Source organism: Marinobacter sp. THAF197a, assembly GCF_009363275.1.
Classification (GTDB): Bacteria; Pseudomonadota; Gammaproteobacteria; order Pseudomonadales; family Oleiphilaceae; genus Marinobacter.
This window is the reverse complement of record NZ_CP045324.1, coordinates 3,337,298-3,356,898: the sequence shown is the minus strand read 5'-3', so window position 1 is coordinate 3,356,898 and position 19,601 is coordinate 3,337,298. Positions and strand designations below refer to the sequence as shown.

The following is a 19,601-nucleotide window of genomic DNA, read 5'->3' as shown; positions in this document are numbered from 1 at the left end:
GGGCAAGGTCTCTCGTTGTCAGGGCTGTTGTGGCGGCTTCACCAGCGGTGCCTCCTGGTGCTGCCGGCTGAGTGGGTAGAACAGTTGCGGCGAGGCCAGTTCCGGAAGGTCTGTGCGTTCTTCATGGGCCGCCCACTCGGCCCGTTCCGCCTTGCGAATCGCATAGTGCATCCAGGCCAGGGCAGTGGCGACAATGATGAACATCAGCATGAAACTGCTTTGCCAGACGCCGGTAATGTCGTTCAGCACACCGAACGCCAGTGGCAACAGAAAGCCGCCGATCCCGCCAATCATACCGACCACACCGCCTACCGCGCCAACATGCATAGGGTAGTACACCGGGATGTGTTTATACACGGCCGCCTTGCCCAGGGACATAAAGAACCCGAGCACGAAGGTCAGCACCACGAACAGCGCCAGAGTGATCTCGAAACTGAAGCGGATGTCGCCCTCAATGCCGTGGATAACGTACTCCGTTGGCGGGTAGCTGAGCAGGAAGGTGCATATCACTGAGGCCGTGAAGGTCCAGTACATCACCCGGCGGGCGCCGTAACGGTCAGATAGCCAGCCGCCGAGGATGCGGAACAGGGAGGCGGGCACTGTGTACATGGCGGCGATCATGCCGGCGGTCTGGATATTCAGCCCATAAACGCCGATCAGGTAATGGGGCAGCCAGAGCGCAAGGGCGACGAAGGCACCAAAAACAAAGAAATAGTAGAGCGCGAAGCGCCAGACCCTGAGTTCTTTCAATGGCGCCATTTGCTCGGCAAAGGATTTTTGCTCGGCGTTGGCCCGTGCTTTTGCCAGGGGGTCGGTTTTCGCCAACACAATAAAGAAAACACCCATCAGTGCCAGCACCAGGGCGTAGATCTGGGCGGTTTTTTCCCAGCCGAAGGCAACCAGCAGGAAAGGCGCACCAAAATTGGTGACCGCCGACCCCACGTTGCCCGCCCCGAAAATACCCAGTGCTGTGCCTTGCCTGGAGGGCTCGAACCAGGCAGCGGTGTAGGCAACCCCCACGATAAACGCGCCGCCGGCGAGGCCCACGCCCAGGGCGCCGAGCAGCATCATCGGGTAGGTGGTGGCAAAGGTCAGCAGGTAAACACAGGCTGCCGTTGTCAGCATCAATATGCCGAATACCCAACGCCCACCGTAACGGTCTGTCCAGATGCCCAGAAACAGGCGGCTGATAGAGCCGGTCAGAATCGGTGTGGCCATCAACAGGCCAAGCTGGGTGTCGGTCAGGCCCAGCTCTTCGCTGATACGGATGCCGATGATGGAAAAGATGGTCCAGACCGCAAAGCAGAGGGTGAACGCAAAGGTGGATAACCCCAGCGCCCGGTACTGGTCTTTGGGTGTCGGAGTGGTGGTCATGGCCGCTCTCGAACGGTGTGAATGGCTTCAGGTAAACGATATCAAATATGTTGGTTTGGCTTCTGGTGCATTGGAGGTACCTCCTGCTGGGTGCAGTGGTGGTACGGGTTCTGGGGCTATAACGCGGAAGGGGATAGCTGCGGGGTTTCTCTGGTGGGGTACCCGAAGAACCTCTTGATGTACGTCAATTATGGGGCCCGCGCGCTGTGGGGTAATGCTGAGGAAAGTCAAAGTCCTGCCGGGTGCCGCCGGCAGCAAATGCCTCGGAGAACCCCATGAACATCATGATTGCCTACGATGGTTCCAGAAACGCCAGGCTGGCCCTGGCCCAGACCATCACCATGTTTCGCGCACTGTCCCCCAGGCTGACTCTGGTGGCGGTGGCAGAAAATCCCCGGGATATCACATCCAGTAACGAAGACCTGTTCCAGGAAGAGGTGAGTGAGCTCAAGGGCCACCTCAAGGAGGCGCTGGAAGTGTGCCAGAGCCAGGGCGTGGAAGCAGAAACCATGCTGCTGGATGGTGATGCCCGCAAGATGCTGCTGTTCGCAGCTGAGAAAAAAGTACGGCCCGACATGCTGGTACTGGCCCGCCACAGCCACGAGCCTGATGGCGGCTTTATCGCTCGCTCCCTGACCTATTTCGTGGACGAACTGGACTACATGACCTTCGGCAGCGTCAGCTCGTTTCTGGCCCGCCGTGTCCAGTGCCCACTCCTGATTCTGCCCAGCCGCTGAAGTGGCTGGGATTATTTTTCCCCTTGTTGCTAGCCCCGGAGGCTCAAAATGAAAGTCGCTGACGTCTTCCGCGTCCGTAATCCGGAGATCAGGGCACTGCACCTGACCTGGATTGCATTCTTCATTACCTTTTATGTCTGGTTCAACATGGCGCCCCTGGCATCCAGTATGCTCAAAAGCGTCGACTGGCTGACCAAAGACGATCTACGCCTGTTCGCCATCTGTAACGTGGCGTTGACGATTCCGGCCCGGATTATCGTCGGCATGGCTCTGGACCGGTTTGGGCCGCGCCGCGTGTTCTCGGTGCTGATGGTGGTGATGGCCATTCCCGCCCTGGTGTTTGCCTTCGGTAACACCATGGCCCAGCTGCTGATCAGTCGTCTGGTGCTGAGCTCTATCGGTGCCAGCTTTGTGGTCGGTATCCACATGACCGCCATGTGGTTCAAGCCGAAGGACATCGGCTTTGCCGAGGGCTTCTACGCCGGCTGGGGTAACTTCGGTTCTGCGGCGGCGGCGATGTCTCTGCCGACCATCGCCATCACCATGTATGGTGGCGATGATGGCTGGCGCTGGGCGATTGCCCAGAGTGCCATTGTGATGGCCGGTTACGGCATCTGGTATTGGTTTGCCATTACCGATGGTCCGGAAGGCACCGTGCACCGCAAGCCCCGCAAGGCGTCTGCCATGGAAGTCAGTAGCTGGGGAGACCTGGTTAAACTGATCCTGTGGACTATTCCACTGATCGGCGTGCTGGCCATCCTGGTGTGGCGCATCCAGAACCTGGGCTACCTGAGCCCCATGGGTGCCGCTATCTGCTACGCCGTGATCTTCGCCATTGTTTGCTATCAGATCATTCAGATTCTGCGGGTTAACATTCCGATCCTGAAAAAAGGTGTTCCGGAAGACGATAAATACCCGTTCAGCAGCGTGGCTGCCCTGAACAGTACCTACTTCGCTAACTTTGGTGCCGAGCTGGCGGTGGTCTCCATGCTGCCAATGTTCTTCGAGGAAACCTGGAGCCTGAGTGCGACGGCCGCTGGCCTGATTGCTGCCTCATTTGCCTTCGTAAACCTGCTGGCTCGCCCGATGGGTGGTTTGGTGTCTGACCGTATGGGCAATCGGCGGTTTGTCATGCTCAGCTATATGTTTGGTATTGGTCTGGGCTTTGCCTTGATGGGGTTGCTCAACTCCAACTGGCCGCTGATTATCGCTGTGGGAATCACCGTATTCACCTCCTTCTTCGTACAGGGTGCAGAGGGCGCCACCTTCGGTATCATTCCGTCCATCAAGCGCCGCCTGACCGGGCAGATATCTGGTATGGCGGGGGCCTACGGTAACGTCGGAGCGGTGGTCTATCTGACCATCTTCACCTTCGTAACACCGTCTCAGTTCTTCTTCATTATCTCTGCCGGGGCGTTCATCAGCTGGGTGCTGTGTATCCTCTGGCTGAAGGAGCCTGAGAGCGCGTTTTCTGATGAGTACCATGTATCTTCTGTGGACCTTCAGATTGAAGAGGAAGAGCGCCAGAGAGCGGCACTGCTTGGGGCGAAGTAATGCCTTAAAGCTCGAGCAATCCAAGCCCGCCACGGAGCAATCCTGGCGGGCTTTTTTGTACTTGTGATAAACGGATGGTCAGCGTTTTTCGAGCGACCCTGCATCTTGATCAGCGGTTGGATGGACTGGATGTGGTGATGGTCTGCCATGGCTTCCAGAGGGTGGTACGACTGCGCTGGTCGTGTGTTTTTGAGGTGTGCAGGGGTGGTAGGGGGCGGTTTTGCGATGCTGCCGGCGCTCCTCAGAGGCTTCAGGTGGGCGTTGTTGGTCCGGGTGCCAGCGCTCGACCGCAGATGTCTGGGCACAAAAAAGCCGGCCCTTGTGGGGCCGGCAAGCAGAGGTCTAACGCGTTGGTTGGTGCAATTACGGGTTCTTGATGTAAGCGTTCTTGCGCAGGTAGAACCACCAGTTCACCACCAGGCAAACTGCGTAGAACACGGCAAAACCGTACATGGCGACTTCCGGGGTGCCTGCCTGGATTTCCTGCCCCATCACCCGCGGTGCGATGAAGGCGCCGTAAGCGGCAACTGCAGAGGTCCAGCCGAGCACCGGGCCTTTCTGCTGTTGATCGAAGATCACACCGATACTGCGGAAGGTAGAGCCGTTGCCAATGCCGCTGGCGGCGAACATCAGGATAAACAGCACCAGGAAAATCGGGAAGTAGGCGTTAGGGTCGGTTGAGTTGTATGCCAGCATCATCACGTAACCAGTGGCTACTGAGGCAACCACCATTACGACAGAGATGATCTGGGTGACAATGGAACCGCCCATCTTGTCTGAAATCCAGCCACCTACGGGGCGAATCAAGGCACCCACAAACGGCCCCATCCAAGCCCATGTGAGGGCACTCGGAGCGTCAGGATTTGCCACCCGGGTAACGCTGCCATCCGCTGCCACTTCCATCATGTTGCCGAAGATAACGCTGATAGACAGCGGCAGGGCGGCAGAGAAGCCGATAAATGAGCCGAACGTCAGGATATACAGCACGGTCATAGACCAGGTGTGCTTGTTGCTGAAGATGGCAAACTGTTTCTGGATGTTGGGCTTGATATCACCAGGGATCAGTCGCAGCAACACCAAGGTCAGGATAATTGTCAGCGGCAGTGCCACCCACATGTTGAGGATGCCTAATGCCCATACGCCGGCAAGGGAGGTCAAGAGGCCAACGCCATAAAGACCAAGGATCTTGCCGAAAGCGGATATCGGGTTGCCCGGGTTCGGCGTGATCACTTTCAGGTTATTCATGCCGAACCATCCAGCAAAGGCCAGTGGGATCAGGAAAACCAACCAGATGAAGCCAGCGTTCTGGATCCAGGTGTCGGTACCCGCCTCAATTCGGCCGATCAGCGTGCCGCTTGGACTTTGCAGTTCCATGGGGGCGCCGGCAAGGGCGCCGAAAATTCCAACGGTCATCACCAGCGGAATCAGAATCTGCATGGTGGTCACGCCGAAGTTGCCAAGCCCGGCATTCATGCCAAGGCCATAACCCTGCTTGCTCTTCGGATAGAACGAGCTGATGTTGCTCATGGAGCAGGCAAAGTTACCGCCACCAATGCCAGACAACAGTGCCAGTGCCTGGAACACAATGAAGGGGGTATCCGGGTTCATCAGCGCAATGCCGGTGCCCAATGCCGGGATCATGAGCAGAGCGGTGGTCAGGAATACGGTGTTACGCCCCCCGGCAATCTTGATCATGAAAGAGGCGGGGATACGAAGCGTTGCACCTGAAAGGCCCGCAATGGCGGTCAGGGTAAAGAGTTGCTCAACCGAGAACGGGAATCCCAGGTTGATCATCTGCGTGGTGATCATGCCCCACATCAGCCAGATGGCGAAGCCCATCAAAAGGCTGGGAATGGAGATCCACAGGTTACGGGAGGCGACTTTCTTGCCTTCCCGTTCCCAGAATTCCTCGTTTTCGACATCCCAGTGTTCAATGTCTGCGTTGGTTTTTGCCATGGTGTTTGCTCCTTGGTGACAACATGCCGGAGCCACGGTCGTCGTGGTTTACGGGCGATGCGCCTATTGTGCAAACGAAGGCGTGGAACCATTCTTGATAAATGTCAGGGAAAATCTGCCGTGCGAGTGCTTCGAAAATTGCCCCTTTGTTGATGATGTTTGGGTCTTCTATAAATTCATTAAAAACAGATAGTTGGGGTGGTAGTACTTCATCGGTGGTAGGCCCGGAGGCAATTGGTGCAGTAGAGGTAGCCAATCATTTCCAGGCCTTGTCAGGCATGGTTTGCCTTGTGTTTACTGCGTTGGAATAGCATCAGTAACTGATAAGCCAAACCGGAAAAAGCCAGGGCCCAGACGCCGCTGGCCAGCCACAGCAAAACCGGGTGACCATAGGGCGCGTCGCCGGTGAGATAGCGGCTGATGGCGGCGAGTGCCATGGCACCCGCCAGCGCCAGTACCTGCCAGGCTGGGGGGAAGGTACGGCATGCCCGTTGCCAGGCCAGCCTCAGCATGACGCTGCCAGACAGGGTGCCCAGGGCGCCAACGGTGATCAGGTGCAGGGCTGGTACTAATGAGCGTCCAGCAAGCAGGTGTGCCCCGGTAACGCCGGCCCCCACGGCCAGCCAGAGGTAGCCGAGAGCCAGGACCAGAAGGTCCGGCCTGCCGGTGCAGCGCCAGAGCTTCCACCGGACAGTTCGGACAAGGATCAGGATAGAGGCCAGCAACAGCAGGGCGCCGGAAACCGGCCGGGTGCCCGGAAACGGCAGGCAAACCATGGCCACGGGGAGCACGATCAGCAAAGCGCCTTCAATCTTTGGCTGGACCCTGGCTTCCAGAGGAATGCCCTGTTTCTCGAGCGTGCCAGCCACCGCCGGCGCGATGATTCGGCCCCCCATAAATGTCATCAATAACAGCAGGCCCAGAATGGCGATTTCCATCAGGCTTCTTTGGGTCAGCGCCACTGGCATCCACTCAGCCAAGGCATAGGCCAATGCCAGCAGGCACAGAGCCAGGATCAGCGGCCCGGCAATTTTGTTGCGCCATTTCTTGGCAGCCTGAAAACGCGGCACTACCTGCCAGGCCAGCAACAGGGCAAAGGCCGGGCTGAGCAGCTGACTGACCAGCCACTCGGGTGCCAGCAGCCAGCTGAACCGGGCTGCCAGCCAGAGGCCAAACAGCGGCGCGAGTACTCTCCAGGGTTGCGGGCCGAGGGTATAACCGGCAATCAAAGCCAGGGCAAAGCCAAAAATCAGTTCGTGCCCATGGCCGGCACCCAACAGGCCCGGTGGCCAGCCGGTTCCGGACATCACTGCAAACAATGATAGCGGCACCACTATGGCGGCCCACAGAGCGGCAGCGGGAAAGAAAAGCCAGAAGGCGTGGATTCGTCTGGGGCTTTGCGAAGCACTCATGCGGTGGGCGTCTTTTTCAGACCGTGTGGGGCAGAACACCGAAATAGATGGCGCTGAAATGACAGGCGCTGCCGCCGATGACAAACAGGTGCCAGATGGCATGCATGTAGGGAATGCGGTCGGCCAGATAGAACGCCACGCCGGCGGTATAGACAATGCCCCCGGCGATGGTCAGGTAGAGGGCGGTTTCGCTCAGGTTGGCAACCAGATCGGATGAGGCGAAGATGATCAGCCAGCCCATGGCCACGTAGATGCCCACCCTGGCCAGCTTGAAGCGGTTCTTGAAGATCACTTTCAGCACCACTCCGGTCAGCGCCAGGGACCAGATGACTGCAAATAACGTCCAGCCGGTGGCGCCGCGCAGATTGACCAGCAAAAAAGGTGTGTAGGTGCCAGCGATCAACAGAAAGATAGCGCAGTGATCCAGGGTTTTGAATGCGGTTTTCAGCTTCGGATGGCGGGTGCCGTGGTATAGCGCAGAGGCCATATACAGAAGAATCAGAGAGGCCCCGAACACGCTGAAGCTGACAATCTTCCAGACATCCCCCATCTGGCTGGCACCCACTATCAGGGCGACAGTGCCGATAACGCTGAGAACAGCGCCGAGGCCGTGGGTAGCGCTGTTAATCCACTCCTCAATGCGGTTATGGAGGGATTCTGCCGTGGTCTGGGCTTGGTTCATAGGTGCGTTCATCTAAGGTTGTCTGTACGAGCTGAAAGTATAACCCAGCTCAGCGTACACGTGTACGCAAACAAATGCCATGAACATCCTGTGACCATGTTCAGAAAAACTGAATAACCTGCCGGAAATCTTCCGTTTTCACCTTTTGCCCCGGCCCGTTACGCTGTGATCATTCATAGCGAACAAGGAGATTATCCGATGGCGAAAGTACTGGTTCTTTATTATTCAATGTATGGTCACATGGAAACCATGGCCAACACCGTGGCTGAGGGTGCAAAAAGCGTTTCAGGTGCCGATGTGGTGGTAAAGCGGGTGCCGGAGACCATGGCAGACCAGACATTCCTGAATGCCGGCGGCAAGGCCGATCAGGCAGCCCCGGTGGCCACCCCGGCCGAGCTGGCGGATTATGACGCCATTATTTTCGGCACGCCGACCCGGTTCGGTAATATGGCCGGTCAGATGCGCACCTTCCTGGACCAGACCGGCGGCTTGTGGGCCGAAGGCAAGCTGCACGGAAAAGTGGCGAGTGTGTTTACCTCAACCGGCACCGGTGGCGGGCAGGAGCACACGATCAGCTCCTTCTGGACCACGCTGGCGCACCACGGCATGGTGATCGTGCCGCTGGGTTACGGCATTCCGGACTTCTTCGACATCTCCGAAGTCAATGGCGGCACGCCCTATGGTGCCTCCACTATTGCTGGCGGAGATGGTTCACGTCAGCCTAGTGAAAAAGAACTCAACATTGCCCGCTATCAGGGCAAGCATGTGGCGGAGCTGGCAGTAAAGCTGCATGGCTGATTAACGGATTTGTGATTCGTTAAACGCGAACAAGGGCAGGGGGTGACCTCTGCCCTTGTTGTTTCAGGCGGTTTTTTTGTGGCGCGATCAGAACCGATAGTTCACCTGGGCCGCCAGGTTGTGCAGTGTGCCTTCACTGGTGCCGATAGCCCGATGATTGCTGCCCGCCGGGTTCTCCACTGCGGTTACATCACCTTCAGTGATTCGAATCCAGGAGTAGGCCAAATCAACTGACAGGTTGTCCCACCATTGGTAGCTGGCCCCCAGGCCGACGATATAGCGGTCGTTATCCGGCCCCCGCGGGGTGCGGAAATCCGAGTTGCGCAGCGGGCTCTGGTCAAAGCTGGCGCCGGTCCGGAGGGTTAACCGGTCATCCCATGCATAGCTGGCACCAACGCCGAAACGGTAACTGTCCTCAAATTCCAGTGGCTGAACCAGATCTCGCCGGCGCACATCGTCACCGCTTTCGGTAATGTCTGAGCCACCCCGGGCAGAGGTGTCTACGTATGATAAACGCAGTTCGTCATACACGCTCCAGTTGGTGTAGGTGACGCTGCCCATCACCGCTATGCGGTCTGTCCACTGATGGAATGCGCTCAGCGTCAGTACATCGGGCAGGGTGATGGTGGATTCCAGGTCGCCGCCCAGGGCGCCACGCTCATCGAACGCGGAGGCAACGGCATCCCGGGCATCTTCCTCGGTTATGTTGGCGAAGCCCTGAACCGTCTGTACCAGGCGTTCCCGGAACTCCGGGTCAAACACTTCTTTACGCGTGGCCTGGCCGGTGGCCACGTGCTCGGTGCGACTGCGGTAATTCAGCCCGAAACGGGTTCGGTCGCTGTATTCCCACAACAAGCCAAAGCTCAGGCCGAAGGCCATGCTGTCGATTTCAATGTCGTTCTCGATATCGAACTGGGAGCCAATGCGGGCGACGGCATCTTCCGCCGTGGCGCGGGCAGCGGCTTCGCCTTCCTGTTCCCGAACTCGATCCACCAGGGCTTCCGCCACCAGATAACCGGTATCAATCTGATTGGTGAGCTTGGCGTCATACATCTGGATGAAGCCACCAAAACCAACGGTCACTGTGTCGGTAGCGCGGAAGGCGAACACCGGGTTGATATTGACCGTAGTCTGGGAGGTTTCCTCGGAATGATAGCGCCCAGCCCAACCGGCGGGAAAATCACTGCCCGAGGCGAAGGGTGCATAGATGCCGACGCCCACAGCGGCATCGTCACTGATCCGGTGCGCCAGATACAGGTGTGGCGCGATGGAGACTTCCTTGCTGGTGGCATTGCCCGGGCCACTCACCGGTGTTGGATCAAGGCCGTAGGGCAGCTCGATTTTTTCCCGCTGCACGCGCACGTTGTAGTTCAGGTCGGCGTAGATGGCGCTGACGCCAAGACTGGTCTGTGTACCGGTCAGCCGAAGCAGTCCGGCGGGGTTGTGGGCAACCACCGAAGCATCTTCCAGCAGGGCCGCAGTGCCGGCAAAGCCATGGCCTGTTTCCTTGGTGCCGTGCTGGGTCAGTTCCAGACCAGCGCCATGTGCAGTCGATGAAGCAGCCATGATGGCTACGGGCAGCCATGCCCGCAGCGGAATGTTTGCAGAAAACATAATACTGTCCTGTTAACGGGTCAGAGACGAACGTCGATAAATTCTTCGATAACGGTGAGTTCAGACGGGGTGTTGAAGAAGTCCGCCACCTGCATCTGCATTTCAAAGTGGACCTCTTCGCCGTTTGGCAGCGCCACGGTGGCGTCGGGATCATCGCTGCGCGGGTCGTCTACCAGGGTGTCTGGCAGCAGCGGCGAGGAATGGGCGCCGAAACGGAACGGTACGGCAATTTGCAGGCCCTGCGGCGTGGTGCCGTCGGCTTGGGTTGAAGGGGTAACCTTGCCATTGTTCAGGTTGCCTTGGCTGACAAACTCCAGCCCCATGGCGTTGGCCAGCGGCGTGCTGCCCGCCAGCGGCGCGTTCTGGCCAACCGATGGTGGCAACACCAGGTCAGACGGGCTGGGATCGCCACCATCGTTGCCGACCACCTGCGAGAGGTATACCGAGCGGACGAAACTCTCACCATTGTCATCAATCGGGTTGGCGATGGCCTGGGCGTGATTGAGCGGGTCAACCGAATCGATGGCGGCCTGCACCACCGCAAAGAACCGGAAGTAGTCCTCGGTGCCCGGGAATACACCGGATTCCGCCAGGCCTTCGGCCAACTGAGGCCCGATCGTGTCAGAGGCAGCCAGGGTTTCCATGATGCCGCCAGTGGGAGTCAGCATGGCAACGGAGCGAATGTCCGGGTCCTGGGCCAGGAACGGTGCGGCAACGATGTTGCCCACGGAATGGCCGAGGAAGTGGATTTCGTTAAAGTTGACGTGGTTGAACAGATTGACGTTAAAGCGACTGGCGTTGCAGGTTTTCAGCAGGCCCGCTTCACCGAACAGGGCATCGGCCATACCGCACTGGCTCATCTGGCCGCTGCGAATGTAATGGGCAAGGGATACAAGATCCAGCCCACCCTGGCGCAGGGTGTCGCGCTGGGTGAGCGGCTGGGACGGATTCAGGAAGTGAGCGCCGGAACCGTCAATCACGCCATCGGCTGTGTCGTCTTCACCGCCAGTCAGGTCCAGATAATAGGTGCGCTCGATTTTCAGGGGAATGATGTCCCTGGCGGCGTTCAGCGATGAGTTATAAAGCTGGTCGTTCAGGTTGGCGGCGTGCAGGGCCAACCGGCTGTCATCAGCCGGCAACTGGTTACGCACCAGCCCGTGCAGGGGCATGTCGATGGCAATCACCGCGAAACCTTTTCGGGCCAGCTCAGAAGCAATGGCCAGGGCATTGGTTCGATCCTGTTGGATGGCGTGCTGGAACATCACCAGAGGGTAACCACCCGCAGGGCGCGCCGGCACCCCGGATGCGCTTGGGTCTGGCACGGCAAGTACCACGGGAACCGTGTTCCAGGTTGTCAGTTGTGGTGCCTGGGCATCATCACCGTTGCTGAGGCCGCGGGCATCGTCTGAGTTGCAGCTGCCGGCTTCGCAGGTCCATTTGGTTGACAGGACAACGTCGTCGGTTGCCGGGGTATTGCCCCAGATATCGGTATTTTCAGGCGTTGCAATGAAGGATGGCAGCTGAATCGTGCCCGGGTAGACAATGGCTTTGTCACCCGGTGCTTTTGGTGCGTCCTGGCCGAGCAGCGAGCCAATGGTCAGAAAACAGATGGCGGTCTGGCAGGTTGTATCGCCATTGCCAGGCATCGAAAGCTGATTATTCTTGATGGCCTTGGCGGCCGCCAGGAAGGTGTCATCCTGCTGCTGCGTGGTCACACCCCAGCCCAGCAACAGGTCATTCCGGCTCAGGCCGAAACGGCTGTCGTCCACCAACGGCGCGATGGCCGGGTTGGTGGTGCACTGCAACAGGGCTGGGTCGGACCGGTCCGGGCTGTCGCACTGGTCCAGCAGGTTGGTGCCCTTGGCAATGGACCATTGCAGTGGGCTGCCAACCAGGGCGCCTTCCGGGTCAAGCACGCCCTTGGTAATCACCGCGGTGTAGCTGGTGCCTTTGTCCAGGGCGCGAGTGGGAATGATCAACAGCTCACGCGCCTCGGCGTTGTATTGCACTCGGTAATCGGTTTCCGGTTCCAGCTCACGGTCTACGGCTGTGGGCTGAACCCGCTCCGGATAGGTGGCACCCGTCGTGATCATCCGGAAAACCCGAACGGTGTCGCCTGCCTGCAGGCTGGCGGCATCCACATCACCGGTAAAGGCGACCCGCCAGGGGGCGATGGTGGAAAAACCGTCCAGTTCGTTCAAGCCTTGGACCAGTGCGGCGGAAGAAGCCTCCGGGTCGGCTACCGGCGCGTTGATGGTGCCGTCTTTCGCAGCGGAAGCATCGGCCTCGAACAGCAGGTTGGTGGGAAATGGCAGAACCTGGTTGGCTGGGTCAAAGGCGACGTTTACTGTGGAGAACGCGCGTTCGCCCTGATCTCCTGAACCGCTGGCTGAGCCCGTGGCATCGTTGGAAGTGGCTTCACCTCCTGTGCTCAGGCACCCGGTCAGCATGATTGCAATGGAACTTGCCAGTAGTCCTTTAACTGAAGCAACCGGCAGACGGCTTGACTGCAACTTCATTGTGCAACACCCCATGTTACGACTTTTCGTATTTGTTTACGGAACGGAACAGGATGTTACGTATGTGGAGGAGAGGTTTATTGGCCTGATCAGCAAAGGGCCGCGTCAAAATGGCATAATTTGCACGTTTACGGGTCTCAGGCCCTTGGCATGGCGGTCATTGGGCAACTTTGTGCGTGATGTCTCAAATTGGCCGGTTCAAGCCTTTGCTGCAGTTTTCAGTCGGGAGAAAGTGGCGGGTACAACACCAAGCCACGAGGCAAGCTGGTTATCCGGTACCCGTTTGATCAACTCCGGGTATTCGTCCACCAGAAGGGCGTAGCGTTCTTTGGCAGACATAGTGTGTTTGCGATATTCCCGCATACTGGTGAGCTCTGCCATTTCCTCAGTCAGCACCAGCGCAAACCTCGCCCACAGGCCGTCACCGTGGCTCTGGATGGCAGAACGGAAGGCTGCGAAATCGGCAACCCAGACGGTGGCGGGTAATACGCTGGTGAGGCAAAGGGTATTGCGCACGGTGCGGCTGCGCCCGAACACCGGCCAGATCAGGTCGCCTTCTGTGAAGAAGTGGTGAATGGCGACTTTTCCGGTCGGGGATTCTCTGAACAGCCTGAGGATGCCGTACTGGATGAGATATACATTGGCCCAGGGGCGGTCGTGCTTTTCCAGTGGCGTTTCGGCGTCGATTCGTTTCTGGTGGAACAGGCGGGCGAGGTCACTCAGGAACAGGGCTTCGGGGGTGTCCTGTTTTTCGTTCAGGCAGATCCCGAAGGCATGGCTCAGGCCGTTCAGCAGGGCCACTTCCGCCGGGGCGGTGTCGTAGCGGATGATGTCGTTGGTCTCATCCCCCAGCAAACAGGGTGCGGAGGCCATGGGTGGCCTGAAACTGCTGTTCATAATCTAACCTTCGCGACATTGGCGTAGGTCAATTATCCTACCATAAAACAAACATCCAAAATGACTTAAATCATTAAGGATATTTGACTGAATCGATAAGCCGTCGTTTGTGGAGCAAGCCACAGGTGGTACGTCTCCGGAGACAGGCCCAAACATCGGAAGATTGAGGGGCGGCCTCCCAAAACACGCTCCTTCGGCACGTCCTTGTGACGCTTGGGCTCCGCCATCCATGGCTCCGCACAGTTTTGTGAGGCCGCCCCTCGATCTTCCTCCGTGCGTGCATTCGAGCTTTGAGACTGTCGCAAAACACTATCCATCAATGGCTGGTGCCTTCTTCGTAATTGATCTTGTTCCAGACATTGTACTTGCCTGATGGCTTCTTCATGGGAATACGCTTCTCTTCCTCCAGAGTATCGGCGTCGTAAACAATGATGGCGCCGTCGTCGTCCCAGATGCTTAGCAGAAGCTTTTCACCATGGCGATCGAATTCCACGTGGGCGGCGACTTTGCCGGGTTCCGGTTGCAGGGTTTTGACGATCTCCAGGGTTTGTTTGTCGATGATGTGGACTTTGTCGGCGTTGGGGCCGAAAAATACATCCGCCCAGGCGTAGCGGGAGTTTTCGTGGCTGCGCATGAAGAAGCCCGGGCCTTCGGTGTCCAGGGTTTTGATCACCTGCCAGGTGTCCATGTCGATGATGGAGATGGCGCCGGCACGGAAGTGGGGGGTGGCCATTACGCGGCGGCCTTCGTGTTCCCAGGTGATGCCGGAGCCTAGGTGGGGCATGCCCGGTAGCGGCAGTTCGGCGGAGGTGTTTCCGGTGTCCAGGTCGATGACCACGCCGTGCTTGCCGTCGCGGGCGGCGCCGATGAGGTGCTGGTAGCCGGGGTCGAAGAAGAAGTCGTCCAGCAGGGTGTCGGTGGTCATCCGGCGCACGTTGGCCTTGCGGTTTTCAACGGTGATTTCCCAGGCTTCGGGTATGTCTTTCAGGGCGGCGATGAAGCTGCCCCTGGGCGGTGCGGTGTACACGGCGCTGACCCGGGAGGTGTCACCGGACTCATTGTCGACGGGAATGACGTCGAGCATCTCAAGGTTGCCGGCGTCGAACAGTACCAGGGTGTGGGGCAGGTAGTTGGCGGCCATCACGTAGTGGCCGTCAGCCGAGACGGCGATGTTGCGCATGTTGATGCCGGCGCGGACTTCCGCCACGACTTTCAGGTTGTAGATGTCGTATTTGGTGATCCAGCCATCCCGTGAACCGAAGTACACGTAGCGGCCATCGGGGCTGTATTTGGGGCCACCGTGCAGGGCGAAGCGGCTGGGGAAGCGGTGAATGGGTTCCATTTCGTCGCCATCCAGCAGGGTGACGTGGTGGTCGCCAATTTCCACCACCAGGAACAGGTTCATCAGGTCGGCCTCAAAAACCGGGTCGTCGGGTAATGAGCCTGCCGGATGGGTGACTTCCCGGCTGTTGCGGATTTCCGCTTCGCCCCATTTCAGCGGGTGCGTCGGCGCCTGGTACATGAACTCGGTCAGGGCTGAGATCTGCTGGTCGTTGAGGATGCTTTCGTAACCGATCATTTGGGTGGCGGGCCGGCCTTTGCGGATGACTTTCTCGGCGTCGGTCTTTCTGAGCCGGGAAAGGTTGTCTGGCAACAGGGCAGGGCCCATGCCGCCGAGGCGGTCGGTGCCGTGGCAGGCGGCGCAGTGCCGCAGGTACAGGGTGTCTGTGTCTACGGTGTCGCTGGCCACCGGGCCTGCTATCAGAGCGGTGGCAATCACCAGTGCTTTGGTCAGTTGAATGCGCGGTTTGTTGAGGTTCACCAGCAACTGCTCCCGGTTCAGTTTGTTCAGCATGAGGTGTTCAGGCTGGTCTGCGGGCGACGGTTGCCGCCGGGCCAGTCAGGGCACTGTTCCAGCCGGCTTGTGCCGGGCGGGCCAATTTTTCCGCCAGCTGCACCACTTCCCCTACGATAATCAGCGTGGGTGGTTGGAAGTCTTCCCGGGCAATGGTCTCCACCAGGCTGTCCAGGGTGGTGACGGTCATGTGCTGAAGCGGAGTCGTACCCCGTTCTACCAGGGCCACCGGGCACTGCCCGGACAGGCCATGGGCAGTCAGTTCCCGGACAATGGTGGGGGCGTTGTGCAATCCCATGTAGAACACCCGGGTTTGGCCCGGCGCAGCCAGTACCTGCCAGTTCAGTTCCAGGCTATGGTCGGCTTTGCGGTGGCCGGTAACAAAGGTCACGCTCTGGGAGTAGTCCCGGTGGGTCAGGGGGATGCCACAGTAGGAGGCGCAACCAGCGGCAGAGGTAATGCCGGGCACTACCTGGAAGTCGATGTCATTCTCCACCAGGAACTCGGCCTCTTCGCCCCCGCGGCCAAAGATGTAGGGGTCGCCGCCTTTCAGGCGGACTACCCGGCGCTGCTTCATGGCCAACTGCACCAGCAGTTCGTTGGTTTCTTCCTGGGGCACGTAGTGGCAGCCGCTGGCTTTGCCAACGTGGATGCGCTCGGCCCGGGGGTTGACCAGTTCCATGATCTGGGGTGAGACCAGCCGGTCGTAGACAATGGCATCTGCCTGCTGGATCAGCATCAGGGCCCGCAGGGTCAGCAGTCCCGGGTCACCGGGGCCGGCGCCGACGATGGCCACCTCACCCGCCCGCAAGGGTTGTTCCGCCAGCTGGAATTCCACCAGGCACTTTTTCCGTGGATGTGTGTTCATGGCGTGTTCCTTACAGGTTGTGAACCGGAATTTCGTCAATCGGGGCTGCCACTCGTCGGGCCAGGTTTCCAACCACACCAATTTCTTCGTTGGTGAGGTAGCAGCCGGGGTCTTCTTCCCAGAAGTCGCCGGACACGTTATAGGCCCGTACCCGGGTGTTGCCGTTACAGATATTCAGGTATTTGCAGTCGGCGCAGCGGCCTTTAACCGGGCGCGGGTGCTGGCGGAAGCCCTGCATCAGCGGGTCGGTGGTTTCAGACCAGATCTTCGAGAACGGGGTTTGCCGCACGTTGCCCAGGTTGTGGTCCCACCAGAAGGTGTCCGGGTGGACCACGCCCAGGTTGTCGATATTGGAAATGTTCACGCCGGAGGAGTTGCCGCCCCAGTTGGTCAGTCGCTGGGTGAGGGCGCCTACCTGGTCCGGGTAGTGTTCTTTGGCCCACTCGATCAGGAAGGGACCGTCGGCGTCGTTGTTGCCGGTGACGTATTCCCGCTCTATGCCCAGCTTGAGTTCGTCGTGGCAATGGTTGAATAACAGGTTCATGGCCTCGCGGGTCATGTCGTACCAGGCGTCCCGCTTCTTGTTGCGGCCGCCGCGGCCGGAGTAGTTCAGGTGCGACAGGTAGAACTTGTCGATCTGGTGCTCTTCGAGCATCTCCAGCATGGCGGGCAGTTCCGGGTAGTTGTCCTGGGTCAGGGTGAAGCGCAGGCCCACCTTAATGCCGGCCTGTTTGCACAGGGCCACGGCGTGCATGGACTCTTTGAAAGCGCCTTTCTTCTGGCGGAATTCGTCGTGGGTGGCCTCCAGGCCATCGATGCTGATGCCCACGTAGTCGTAACCCACGTCTTTGATCTTGCCGATGTTCTCTTCGGTAATCAGGGTGCCGTTGGTAGACAGGCCGACGTAGAAGCCTTTTTCTTTCGCCCGGTGGGAGATGTCGAAAATATCCGGGCGCATCAGGGGCTCACCGCCAGAGAGAATCAGCACTGGCACCCCAAAGGCTTTGAGGTCGTCCATCACTGTGTAGACTTCGTCGGTGCTGAGTTCGCCCTTGAAGTCGATGTCTGCGGAGATCGAATAGCAGTGTTTGCAGGTGAGGTTACAGCGGCGGATGAGATTCCAGATCACCACCGGGCCACTGGGCTTGGGCACCGGGCGCACCGGTGCCGGGTTCATCAGGCTCTTGATGTAGCGGGTCATGCGAAACATAGTTTTTCTCTCTCATCGGGAGTGGCTTTCTTGCCTCTCCGGGCGGGCCTTTGCCGGCTCTCTGCCCTTTTCACTATCCCCCTCCGGGCATTGGGTATCCATACCTTTGATGGAGTACTTGAGGGGGTACTTGCTAGCGGTTATCTGCTTGTTTTCGAAGCCTTAGTCCGGTTTTCTTCAGGATGGCCGAGCTGTAGAGAATGGTGTGTCCGGAGCAGGTGTCGCCCAGCAGTTCCCGGATTTGCCCAGCCTTGCTTTCCACTTCATTCCGGCTGGTGCCGTGGACCATGGCAAACAGGTTGTAACTCCAGTAGGGCAGGTGTCGGGGCCGCTGGTAACAATGGCTGACGAAGGGCAGTTCACCCACTTGTTCACCCATGGCTGATATGGCCTCGTCAGTCACGTCCCAGACTGTCATGCCGTTGAAGCGGTACCCCAGTCGGTAGTGGTCTGGCACTGCGGCCACCCTGCGGATGACCCCGTTCTCCTGCATGCGCTGAAAACGGGCAAGTACTTCATCGGCGGGTATGGCCAGCTCGCGCCCGAGTTCGGCCCAGGGGTCAGGCACCAGAGGCAGGCCACCCTGGGTGGCCAGGATCAGTTGCCGATCCCGTTCACAGAGCCGATAGTCAGATCGGGAAGTGGAGGTGGACATGGAACTCCTGCTCCTTGGGCATGTTGTAAACCGGGGAGCCGGTGAGGTCTTCAATCCGGCTGATGGTGTCGGCAATGGCTTCGGGGGTTTCGGTGGCCAGCACAAACCACATGTTCAGCTCATGCTCGCGCCGGTAGTTGTGGGCCACTTCGTCGAAACGGTTCACCTGCTCCGTTACTCGCTCAAAGTCGTGCTCGGGAATGCGCATGGCGGCGAGGGTCAGGCCGCCACCCATTTCGCCAGCGTGGAACATGGGGCCAAAGCGGGTCAGGGTGCCGTTGGCGAGCAGAGCCTTAAGGTGGCCCAGCAAATCCTGTTCGGTGATGCCGATTTCCTCGGCCACGTCTTTATAGGGCGTTCTGGTTAACGGCAGCCCCGTTTGCAGGCGGTTGATGATCGCCCGCTCGACCGGCGTAAAATTTGGCACTTCGCTATGGCGGTGTTGCTCAGCGGTCGCTGACATAGCGCCCTCCGCGCTGGAGGTAGGCTTTGTTACTGAACAGCACGGCATGGGGGATGTCTTCCAGCCTATGCTCATGAACAAGCTTTTGGAGTTGGCTCTGAACACGGTTTCGGTCAATACCGTGAATCATGCAGAACAGGTTGTAGGGCCAGTCTGGCAGGCGCCGTGGGCGTTGATAGCACAGGGTGACGACCGGTGACGCGGCCAGGGCTTTGCCCAGCTCGGATACCCGATCATCTGGCACGTTCCAGACGGCCATGGCATTGGCGCGGTAACCCAGGGTTCGGTGTTTCACCACAAGGCCAAGGCGTTTTATCAGTCCTTGTTGCTGCCATTGGCTGACCGCCTGCATGACCTGTTGTTCGGTTAGCCCGGTGCGCTCGGCCAGGGTCAGGTAAGGCCTTGGGGCCAGTGGCAGACCGTTTTCGAGTTGCTCCCGGAGCCTGAGTAAGCCCCAGGCGCTGATGGACTGGGTGTCAAACAGGTAGTTCTGATCCTGGCGGGTGGCGGGCAGGTTCATGGCAGCGCCTCCCAGTCGATATCGAAGCCAAGATCGATGTGGTAACCCTCAACCATCGGAAGTCTCAGCATGGGTAGCTTCAACTGGTGTTCCAGTTCGTCCAGACGCTCTTCCAGAATGTCGTCATTGGGCGCTGTCATCACGAACCAGAGGTTGTAGGTGTGCTCCCGGGCGTAGTTGTGGTTTACCCCCGGGGCACGGTTGATCCGGGCGGCCACCAGATCCATCTGTTCATCGGGTGCCGCCACGGCAGCCAGCAGGCTCGCGCCCGCCTGGCTGTGTTCAAACACCGGTCCAACCCGGCTGAGCACCTGCTGTTCCTGCAGGGTAGACAGTCTTTCGATAACCTCTGCTTCAGTCAGGCCCAGTTCCCGGGCCATGTCCTCGTAGGGGCGTTCACTGACGGGCAGGTCACGCTGGTACCTGTCGATCAGTTGTCTGTCTGCCATATCCAGTCTCATCAGATAGCTCCTCCGGGCCGGGGCCG

17 protein-coding genes are annotated in these 19,601 nt (G+C 58.9%); 3 read left to right on the top strand and 14 right to left on the bottom strand.

The features are described from left to right. Positions 1–18: 18 nt before the first annotated feature. A complete protein-coding gene (locus tag FIV08_RS15600; RefSeq protein WP_152438999.1) occupies positions 19–1,374 on the bottom strand; it encodes an MFS transporter in 1,356 nt (451 codons plus the stop codon). A 275-nt stretch (positions 1,375–1,649) separates the two neighbouring features. Between FIV08_RS15600 and FIV08_RS15595 the strand changes: the two genes are divergently transcribed. Then, positions 1,650–2,111, top strand: coding sequence for a universal stress protein (locus FIV08_RS15595; protein ID WP_061332956.1), 462 nt, complete (start codon positions 1,650–1,652; stop codon positions 2,109–2,111). A gap of 48 nt (positions 2,112–2,159) precedes the next feature. Continuing rightward, positions 2,160–3,665, top strand: a complete 1,506-nt coding sequence (locus tag FIV08_RS15590; RefSeq protein WP_058092619.1) for an MFS transporter — start codon at positions 2,160–2,162, stop codon at positions 3,663–3,665. Between the two features lie 363 nt (positions 3,666–4,028). Here the strand turns inward: FIV08_RS15590 and FIV08_RS15585 are convergent, their stop codons facing one another. The 3 genes from FIV08_RS15585 to trhA all read right to left on the bottom strand — a co-directional run bounded on the left by FIV08_RS15585 (position 4,029) and on the right by trhA (position 7,715). Beyond that, positions 4,029–5,621 carry an antiporter gene (locus tag FIV08_RS15585; protein ID WP_138435438.1) on the bottom strand — a complete coding sequence of 531 codons (1,593 nt, stop codon included), beginning with the start codon at positions 5,619–5,621 and terminating at the stop codon, positions 4,029–4,031. Positions 5,622–5,893: 272 nt separating this feature from the next. Then, the gene (locus FIV08_RS15580) at positions 5,894–7,033 is read right to left on the bottom strand and encodes an NnrS family protein (RefSeq protein ID WP_152438998.1); all 1,140 of its coding nucleotides are present in this window, start codon (positions 7,031–7,033) and stop codon (positions 5,894–5,896) included. A 16-nt stretch (positions 7,034–7,049) separates the two neighbouring features. Next, complete coding sequence (trhA, locus tag FIV08_RS15575) at positions 7,050–7,715, bottom strand: PAQR family membrane homeostasis protein TrhA (protein WP_152438997.1); 666 nt, start codon at positions 7,713–7,715, stop codon at positions 7,050–7,052. Positions 7,716–7,913: 198 nt separating this feature from the next. Here trhA and wrbA point away from each other — a divergent pair, with 198 nt between their 5' ends. Further along, positions 7,914–8,513 carry an NAD(P)H:quinone oxidoreductase gene (wrbA, locus tag FIV08_RS15570; protein ID WP_152438996.1) on the top strand — a complete coding sequence of 200 codons (600 nt, stop codon included), beginning with the start codon at positions 7,914–7,916 and terminating at the stop codon, positions 8,511–8,513. 87 nt (positions 8,514–8,600) lie between these two features. Here the strand turns inward: wrbA and FIV08_RS15565 are convergent, their stop codons facing one another. The 10 genes from FIV08_RS15565 to FIV08_RS15520 all read right to left on the bottom strand — a co-directional run bounded on the left by FIV08_RS15565 (position 8,601) and on the right by FIV08_RS15520 (position 19,575). Then, a complete protein-coding gene (locus FIV08_RS15565) occupies positions 8,601–10,127 on the bottom strand; it encodes an OmpP1/FadL family transporter (RefSeq protein ID WP_152438995.1) in 1,527 nt (508 codons plus the stop codon). Between the two features lie 20 nt (positions 10,128–10,147). After that, complete coding sequence (locus FIV08_RS15560) at positions 10,148–12,646, bottom strand: Ig-like domain-containing protein (protein ID WP_172972287.1); 2,499 nt, start codon at positions 12,644–12,646, stop codon at positions 10,148–10,150. A 198-nt stretch (positions 12,647–12,844) separates the two neighbouring features. After that, the gene (locus tag FIV08_RS15555; protein ID WP_152438993.1) at positions 12,845–13,543 is read right to left on the bottom strand and encodes a Crp/Fnr family transcriptional regulator; all 699 of its coding nucleotides are present in this window, start codon (positions 13,541–13,543) and stop codon (positions 12,845–12,847) included. A 316-nt stretch (positions 13,544–13,859) separates the two neighbouring features. After that, a complete protein-coding gene (locus FIV08_RS15550; protein WP_228715439.1) occupies positions 13,860–15,398 on the bottom strand; it encodes a nitrite reductase in 1,539 nt (512 codons plus the stop codon). Between the two features lie 7 nt (positions 15,399–15,405). Continuing rightward, on the bottom strand, positions 15,406–16,266 hold the full coding sequence (gene cobA, locus FIV08_RS15545; RefSeq protein ID WP_152438992.1) for a uroporphyrinogen-III C-methyltransferase: 861 nt from the start codon (positions 16,264–16,266) through the stop codon (positions 15,406–15,408). Positions 16,267–16,276: 10 nt separating this feature from the next. Beyond that, entirely contained in the window at positions 16,277–17,476 is a 1,200-nt protein-coding gene (gene nirJ, locus FIV08_RS15540) for a heme d1 biosynthesis radical SAM protein NirJ (RefSeq protein ID WP_152438991.1), read from the bottom strand. 133 nt (positions 17,477–17,609) lie between these two features. Next, entirely contained in the window at positions 17,610–18,131 is a 522-nt protein-coding gene (locus FIV08_RS15535) for an Lrp/AsnC family transcriptional regulator (protein ID WP_152438990.1), read from the bottom strand. After that, positions 18,106–18,594, bottom strand: a complete 489-nt coding sequence (locus FIV08_RS15530) for an Lrp/AsnC family transcriptional regulator (protein WP_152438989.1) — start codon at positions 18,592–18,594, stop codon at positions 18,106–18,108. The genes FIV08_RS15535 and FIV08_RS15530 overlap by 26 nt, the downstream gene beginning before the upstream one ends. Then, positions 18,578–19,114, bottom strand: a complete 537-nt coding sequence (locus tag FIV08_RS15525) for an AsnC family protein (RefSeq protein WP_152438988.1) — start codon at positions 19,112–19,114, stop codon at positions 18,578–18,580. Before FIV08_RS15525 ends, FIV08_RS15530 begins: the two co-directional genes overlap by 17 nt. Then, positions 19,111–19,575, bottom strand: a complete 465-nt coding sequence (locus FIV08_RS15520; protein WP_152438987.1) for an AsnC family transcriptional regulator — start codon at positions 19,573–19,575, stop codon at positions 19,111–19,113. The genes FIV08_RS15525 and FIV08_RS15520 overlap by 4 nt, the downstream gene beginning before the upstream one ends. Positions 19,576–19,601: the final 26 nt, after the last annotated feature.